The sequence below is a fragment of the Inquilinus sp. genome, from assembly GCF_057815775.1.
In genome coordinates this window covers 1-7,074 of the sequence record NZ_JBYRFX010000038.1, presented here as the reverse complement: position 1 = coordinate 7,074, position 7,074 = coordinate 1, and the positions used below count along the sequence as shown (strand labels likewise).

The window sequence follows — 7,074 nt, the reverse complement described above, 5'->3', positions numbered from 1 at the left end:
CCCCAGTCGATCTGGTACTGGCCGATGATGCCGGCGAAGCCGACCGGCAGGGTGCGGTTGGCATCGGACAGGATCAGCACCGAGGCGAACAGGTATTCGGTCCAGCTGGCGATGAAGGCAAAGATGGCGACGCCGGCGATGCCGGGCGCCGCCAGCGGCACCATGATCCGCGCCAGGATGGTCAGGCGCGAGGCGCCATCGATCAGCGCCGCCTCCTCCAGCTCCACCGGGATCGCGGCGAAGAAGGCCCGCATCATCCAGATCGCGAAGGGCGAGGCGAAGGTGACGTTGACGATCACCAGCGCCGCCGGCGTGTCGATCAACCCGGCCTGCGACATCATCCCGTACAGCGGGATCAGGATCAGGATGCCGGGGAAGGCATAGGCCACCAGCACCGCCCGGAACAGCAGGTCGCGGCCGGGGAAACGCAGCCGGTAGAAGCCATAGGCGGCCAGCACGGACAGCACCACGGTGATCGCGGTTGACCCCAGCCCGACCAGCAGGCTGTTGCCGAGATAGCGCGGGAAGTCCGAGGCGGCGAGCAGCCTGTCGAAATGCTGCAGGGTGAAGGAGTGCGGCACCAGCGTCGGCACTCGGGCGATGATTTCCTGCGGCGCCTTGATCGAGCCGGTGGCGATCCACCAGAACGGCAGCAGCACCAGCACGGCCAGGGCCAGCAGCCCGAACCCGATCGCCACGGATTGGCCGAGGCGGCGCCTCACCCCTCCCCCTTCGGCGCCAGCGCCCGGGTCAGCAGCACGGCCAGGGCCATCAGCAGCAGGCTGACCAGCACCGACATCGCCGCCGCCTGGCCCAGCCGGTAGGATTTGAACGCGGTCTCGTAGATCAGCACCGGCAGGGTCTGGGTGCCGCCGGACGGGCCCCCGGCCGTGGTCAGCCAGATGATGTCGAAGACGTTGAAGGACAGCAGCGTGCCGACCACGCCCAGCACCAGCAGGGTCGGCTGCAGCAGCGGCCAGGTGATCCGGCGGAAGCTCTGCCACGGCCCGGCGCCGTCGATCGCCGCCGCCTCGTAGAGATCGGCCGGGATGCGCTGCAGCCCCGCCAGCAGCATGACGGCGACGAAGGGGAACCAGCGCCAGGAGTTGATCGCGATCAGCGAGGCCATGGCGCTGCCCGGACCGGCGAAAAAGCCGACCGGCCGATCGATCAATCCAAGCGAGACCAGCAGGTAATTCACCATGCCGCCCGAGGTGCCGAGCAGCCAGCGCCAGATGATGACGACGACGATGGTCGGCACGATCCAGGACAGGATGATCCAGACCCGGACCAGCCGCACGCCGCGGAAGCGCTGGTTGAGCAGCAGGGCGGTGCCGAGAGCCAGCGCGGTCTGCAGCACGGCGTTGCCGGTCACCCAGACCAGGCTGCGCCCCAGCGCCGCCCACAGCCGCGCCATCCCAAGCACGTCGGCATAGTTGCCGAGGCCGACGAAGCCGCCATCGGAGCCGATGATGCGGATGTCGCGCAGGCTGATCGCGACCGCGGCGCCGAGCGGATACAGGATCGTTGCCGCCAGCCACAGCAGCACCGGCGCCACCATCAGCATCCCGGCGACAGCCTCGGCCTGGCGGCGCGTTCGCGCGGACCGCATGGGCCGGTGCGGCCCTCACCCGCCTCCGCTCAGTGTACCGCTTCCTGCATCCGGGCCTGGCCGGCCTTGACCGCTTCGGCAGTCGGCGTGTCGTCGACCACCACCTTCTGCAGCGTCTCGGCCAGGATGTTCTGGGCCGAGATGGCGGCGATGCTGGGGAAGGTGTGGCCGCCGGTGAAGCCGAACAGGGCGCCGTTGCGGCTGTTGGCGATCATCGCCTCGATCTGCGGCTTGTACTTCACCACCAGCGGGTCGCTCCACAGGCTCTTGGCCTTGGCGCCGTCGGCGGTGACCGGCAGGAACAGGCCGGGCTCCATGTTCAGGAAATGGCCGTAGACCTCCGGCTCCAGCAGCCAGGCGATGAAGGTCTCCGACGCCTTCCGCTTGGCCTCGTCCTTCGCCAGAATCATTACCGCGTTGGAATAGGCGATGGTGGCGGAGTCGCTGCGGCCATCGGCATGCGGGATCGGCGCGACGCCGAGATCCGCCGCCTCGCCCTCCGCCTGGCTGTCATAGGTGCTGATGACGGTGAATTGCAGCACCATGCCGCAGCCGCCGCTGGCGAAGCAGGCTTCGGCCTCGCCCCAGGTCCAGCTCGGCGCGTCGGCGGCCGAGAACTGGTAGAGATCCTTGTAGAAGTCGTAGGCCTTCACCGTCTCCGGGTTGTCGAAGCGCAGCGTGCCGTCGGGGTTGTAGATGTCGGCGGCGCCGGCATTGACCATCAGGTCGTAGACGGTCTGGTCGGTGTAGAGCTGCTTGTTGGCCGGCAGGCCGATGCCGTAGCGGCCATCCGCCGTCAGCTTCTCCGCCGCGGCCTTCCACTCGCTCCAGGTCTTCGGCGGCGTCAGCCCGGCCTTCTCGAACACGCTCTTCCGGTACCACAGCGACATCGCCATGTTGTACAGCGGCACCGCCCAGACACCGTTGTCATAGCTGTAGGGCGCCAGCGCGCTGGGCACGAAGTGATGCTGCGCGTCGAGTTGCTTGACGAAGCCGTCGACCGATTGCAGCGCGCCGAGATTCTTCAGCACCGGGGCGAAGTCCGGGATCGCGAACAGCATGTCGGGCGCATTGCCCGCGGCGATCGCGGCCGGCGCCTTGGCGTAGATCTCGCCCCAGCTCTGAGGCTCCTGCTTCACCACGATGTCGGGGTGCGTCTTGTTGAAGGCCTCGATCACCTCCTGGATCCGGGCGACGCGCTGCGGTGGCTGCTCCATGTGCCACAGCACGAGATTGACCGGCGCGGCCGCGGCGGCGGCGCCCCAGAGCAGCGCGGCCGCAGCCACGCCCGACACGATCGACCATTTCGTCGTCATTGCTGTCTCCCCTGTCTGATTCCCCCGGCCCGGGCGGCGCCTCGTTGATCGGGCGTCCGTCCATCGGGCCGAAATCCCTGCCCCGCAGCCGCCACGCCGGCGGCCGCCGGATGTCACAGATGCGGGTTGCGCGTGCGGTACCGTTCCACCAGCGCGGTGTTGCGTTCCTTCGACCCCGGCATGTTCGAGCTGATATAGGCCGGCGCCACCTCGCCCGACGCCGCCATCCTGGCCACCGTTTCGGTCAGCACCGCGTTCCAGATGGCGGCCCCCAGCACGGTCGAGATCGGGCCGACGGTCAGGCCTTCGGCCGCCGTCACCAGCGCGTCGCCCGGCGGGCCCTGGTTGTCGATGGCGATGTCGGCGATCTCGGCCAGGGTCTGGCGCCCGGCTGCCGCGGCCTTGGAATAGGCGATCGAGGTCACGGCCACGACGCGCGCGCCGCGGGCCTTGCCATAGCGCGCGGCCTCGACCGGCACCGCGTTGACCCCGCTGTTGGAATAGACGAACAGCGTGTCGTCCGGCCCGATCGGATAGCGGCTCAGCAGTGGGTCGGCCAAGCCGGTCATCCGCTCCAGCACGCCGCTGACCACGGCGCCTTCATGCAGCATCACCGACGAGGCCAGGATCGGCACGACGCAGGCCAGCCCGCCGGCGCGGAAATGCCCCTCTTCCGCCATCAGGTGCGAATGGCCGGTGCCGAAGATGTAGATCAGCCCGTCGCGGCGGATGGTGTCGACGCAGGCTTCGGCCGCGGCGCCGATCGCCCCGCCCTGGGTCGCGGCCAGGCTGGCGATGCGGTCGGCGATGCCGGCGAGATAGGCGGAGGCGCCGGAGAGAGCAGAGGCGGTCATGAATCCGTCGGGTCTGGGGGTGAGAGCCGCGCCCGCATCTTGTAGCGGTCGCCGCGATAGGCGGAGCGCACGAATTCGAGGACATGGCCGGTGGCATCGGCCGTCCGCCGGGTCAGGACCAGGATCGGCGAGCTGCGTGGAATGTCGAGCGCGCCGGCGGTCATGGCATCGGGCAGGTCGGCCTCGACCGTCTGCTCGGCCTGCCACGGCACCAGGCCGTAGTCGCGGCGCAGCACCTCGTACAACGAGGCGGTGCTGAAATCATGCTTGTCCAGGATGCCGGGCACCAGGGCTTCGGGCAGCCAGCTGATTTCGAAGGCCATCGGCACCGCATCGGCCAGGCGGACGCGCTCCAGCAGCACCAGCGGCGCCCCTTCGGCCACGCCCAGCGCCTCGCGCGCCTCGCCCGCGGCCGGCACCACGGTCTGGCGCAGGATCACGCTGGCGGCGCGGAAGCCCAGCCGGGCCATGTCCTCGCTGAAGCCGGTCAGCCGTTGCAGCCGCTGGTCGACCTTGGCCCGGGCGACGAAACAGCCGCGGCCGATCCGGCTTTCGATCAGCCCGGCATCGATCAGGCTCTTGAACGCCTGGCGCACGGTCATCCGGCTGATGCCGAGCTGGTCGGCCAGGTCGCGTTCGGAGGGCAGCCGGTCGCCCACGGCGAAGCCGCCGTCGCGGATGCGCCCGGCAAGGTCTTCCGCGATCTGCTGGTAGATCGGCCGGTCCGGCGAGGTTGGCTCGAGTACAGTCATGACGATCCTGGTGGTCTAGACCACAGTGGACATGATGGCGGCCGATCCGCAGCCCGTCAAGAAAGGTCGGACCTAGTCATCCGCAGCAATGCGTCGCGATACGCGCCGTAGCGGGTGAAGGCGGCGTCGTAGCGCTGCCGCAGCGCCGGATCGGGGCGATGCGCCCGCCGGACCGCACGCACCCGCCGCGACGCCTCGCCGACCGAGGGATACCACCCGATGCCGGTCCCGGCCAACAGGGCGGCGCCGCGGGCCCCGTATTCGGTGCGACCAGATTCGGGGCCCCCAGATCCGGACCCATCCGGGATTTCGACCGGCAGGCCCAGCACATCGGCGATCAGCTGCGACCAGAACGGGCTGCGCGCACCGCCGCCCGACAGCAGCACGGCCTGCGGCCGCTCCACCATCGCCGCGAAGCAGTCGCGGATGGCATAGGCCAGGCCTTCATAGACGGCGCGGACCAGCTCGGCCCGGCCATGCGCCGGCGTCAGCCCGGCGAACTGCGCCCGCGCCGTGGCCGAGACCGCGGGGGCGATGATACCGACCTCGCTGAGATAGGGCAGATAAACGACGCCGCCAGCGCCGGGGCCGGCGTTTTCGGCCAGCGCCTCCAGCGCGGCATAGGGGTCCGGCGCCGCCGCCAGGTCCGGACACAGGCTGCGCAGGCACCAGTCGAGATTGCTGGTGCCGGCGACATTGACCATACAGCGCAGCCACAGCCGGTCCGGCAGGCTGAACAGCAGGCCGAGATCCGGCGGCACGAAGGACGGCGCGTCGAGCACGACGCCGCTGAGGCAGGTGGTGCCGAGGATGGTGCAGGCCATGCCGGGTGCCAGCCCGCCGGAGCCGATGACGCTGGCGGCGACGTCGCCGGCCCCGGTGACGACAGGCGTGCCTTGCCGCAGGCCGGTCTCGGCTGCGGCCGCCGCGGTCACCGCCCCGGCGATCGCATGGGACGGCAGCACCGGCGGCAGCAGGTGCCGGTGCGGGCCCAGGCCGAACAGGTCGAGCATCGCATCGCTGCGGCCTTGGGCCCGGGCATCGCCGGGCGCCACCGATGCCTCGGTCGGATCGGCGGCGCGGGTGCCGGTCAGGCGGAAGCGCAGATAGTCCTTGCAGCCGAAGACGCAATCGGCCCGGGCCATCGCCTCCGGCTCATGGTCCAGCAGCCAGCGCAGCACCGGCAGGGTGCAGCCCTGCTGCATCACCGAGCCGGAGGAGGCGAAGATGCCCGACAGGAAGCCGGGATCGGCCGCCAGCCGCGCCTCGATCCAGCCCTGGCTGCGGCCGTCATCCCACAGGATGCCTGGTCGCACCGGTTGGCCGGCGGCATCGATCACCCAGGCGCCGACCATGGCGCCGGAGACGCCGATGGCAGCGATGTCGCGGCCCCCGGCCCCGGCCAGGACCTCGCGGATCACGGCGACGGTCGCCGACCACGCGGCTTCGGGGTCGCTCTCAGACCAGGATGGTGCGGGATGGGTCACCAGGGTGCGCCGCGCCGCAGCGGCGACCTGGCGGCCGTCACGCTCGAACAGCGCGGCCTTGATGACCGAGGTTCCGGCGTCGAGGCCGAGCAGGAGCGGCGGCATGGCGGGCCTGCGCAGGAAGACCGGCCCACCCCGCCCAGCGGAGCGGGCGGCCGGGGATCAGGCGGCGTTCACCGCCTCGGTCTGGGACAACAGCGCGTAGATCGCGTCGGAGCTCTGGCAGCCGCGCAGCTTCTCGCACAGGCCTTCGTCGCGCAGCATCCTGCTGATGCGGGCCAGCGCCTTGAGGTGGTCGGCGCCCGCCCCTTCCGGGGCCAGCAGCAGGAACACCAGGTCGACCGGCTGCTCGTCGACTGCGTCGAAGTCGATCGGCCGCTCCAGCCGGGCGAAGGCGCCAAACACGCCGGGCAGGTTGGGCAGCTTGCCGTGCGGGATGGCGATGCCGCGGCCGACGCCGGTCGACCCCAGCCGCTCACGCTCGAGCAGCACGTCGAAGATGAAGCGCTCGTGCTGGCCGGTCAGTTCGGCGGCGCGGCGGGCCAGATCCTGCAGCGCCTGCTTCTTGCTGGCAGCCTTCAGACTGGCGAGAATCGCCTCGGGGCGAAGAAAATCGATCATGGTCGGATTCGGACGCGCCGCCGTCAGGCGGCGGCGTCCTCGTTCCCCTTCGGGTCGACCCAGCCGATGTTGCCGTCGGGACGGCGGAACACCATGTTGAGCCGCCCCAGTGCCTGGTTGCGGAACATCAGGGCCGGCAGGTCGCCGAGATCGAGGCGCATCACCGCCTGCAGCACGGTCAGGCTTTCGATCGTCGTCGACACGTCGGCGATCACGATCGGCTGCGTCGGCTCGTCGCCCTCGTGCAGCTCCTCGGATTCGGCCTCCAGGATGTAGGCCTGGGCGGCGAGCGCCGGCTGGCCGTCGCCATTGTGGTGGTCGCGCAGGCGGCGCTTGTAGCGGCGCAGGCGCTTGGCCAGCTTGTTCGCCGCAGCGTCGAAGGCGTGATACGGGCTCTCGGCCTCCGCATTGCTCTGCAGGAGGATGTTGCGG

Annotated in this window: 8 protein-coding genes; all 8 read right to left on the bottom strand. The window is 70.3% G+C overall.

What is annotated here, in order from left to right:
* The coding region (locus AC3XYG_RS01435) for a carbohydrate ABC transporter permease (protein WP_489138029.1) at window positions 1–722 on the bottom strand (722 nt) is incomplete at its 3' end.
* Entirely contained in the window at window positions 719–1,612 is an 894-nt protein-coding gene (locus AC3XYG_RS01430; RefSeq protein ID WP_489138028.1) for a carbohydrate ABC transporter permease, read from the bottom strand. The genes AC3XYG_RS01430 and AC3XYG_RS01435, both read right to left, overlap by 4 nt.
* Before the next feature lie 29 nt (window positions 1,613–1,641).
* Entirely contained in the window at window positions 1,642–2,928 is a 1,287-nt protein-coding gene (locus AC3XYG_RS01425; protein WP_489138027.1) for an ABC transporter substrate-binding protein, read from the bottom strand.
* A 113-nt stretch (window positions 2,929–3,041) separates the two neighbouring features.
* A complete protein-coding gene (locus AC3XYG_RS01420) occupies window positions 3,042–3,782 on the bottom strand; it encodes an SIS domain-containing protein (protein ID WP_489138026.1) in 741 nt (246 codons plus the stop codon).
* Window positions 3,779–4,534, bottom strand: coding sequence for a GntR family transcriptional regulator (locus tag AC3XYG_RS01415; RefSeq protein WP_489138025.1), 756 nt, complete (start codon window positions 4,532–4,534; stop codon window positions 3,779–3,781). The genes AC3XYG_RS01420 and AC3XYG_RS01415 overlap by 4 nt, the downstream gene beginning before the upstream one ends.
* Window positions 4,535–4,590: 56 nt before the next feature.
* Complete coding sequence (locus AC3XYG_RS01410) at window positions 4,591–6,126, bottom strand: FGGY-family carbohydrate kinase (RefSeq protein ID WP_489138024.1); 1,536 nt, start codon at window positions 6,124–6,126, stop codon at window positions 4,591–4,593.
* 57 nt (window positions 6,127–6,183) lie between these two features.
* Entirely contained in the window at window positions 6,184–6,642 is a 459-nt protein-coding gene (gene ptsN, locus AC3XYG_RS01405) for a PTS IIA-like nitrogen regulatory protein PtsN (RefSeq protein WP_489138023.1), read from the bottom strand.
* Between the two features lie 23 nt (window positions 6,643–6,665).
* A partial coding sequence (locus AC3XYG_RS01400; RefSeq protein ID WP_489138022.1) for a sigma 54 modulation/S30EA ribosomal C-terminal domain-containing protein occupies window positions 6,666–7,074 on the bottom strand: 409 nt, incomplete at its 5' end.

Bases quoted from the DNA above. Each gene is read 5' to 3' on its own strand.
- AC3XYG_RS01430 (WP_489138028.1), bottom strand. From the start codon at position 1,612: ATGCGGTCCGCGCGAACGCGCCGCCAGGCCGAGGCTGTCGCCGGGATG.
- AC3XYG_RS01425 (WP_489138027.1), bottom strand. From the start codon at position 2,928: ATGACGACGAAATGGTCGATCGTGTCGGGCGTGGCTGCGGCCGCGCTG.
- AC3XYG_RS01420 (WP_489138026.1), bottom strand. From the start codon at position 3,782: ATGACCGCCTCTGCTCTCTCCGGCGCCTCCGCCTATCTCGCCGGCATC.
- AC3XYG_RS01415 (WP_489138025.1), bottom strand. From the start codon at position 4,534: ATGACTGTACTCGAGCCAACCTCGCCGGACCGGCCGATCTACCAGCAG.
- AC3XYG_RS01410 (WP_489138024.1), bottom strand. From the start codon at position 6,126: ATGCCGCCGCTCCTGCTCGGCCTCGACGCCGGAACCTCGGTCATCAAG.
- ptsN (WP_489138023.1), bottom strand. From the start codon at position 6,642: ATGATCGATTTTCTTCGCCCCGAGGCGATTCTCGCCAGTCTGAAGGCT.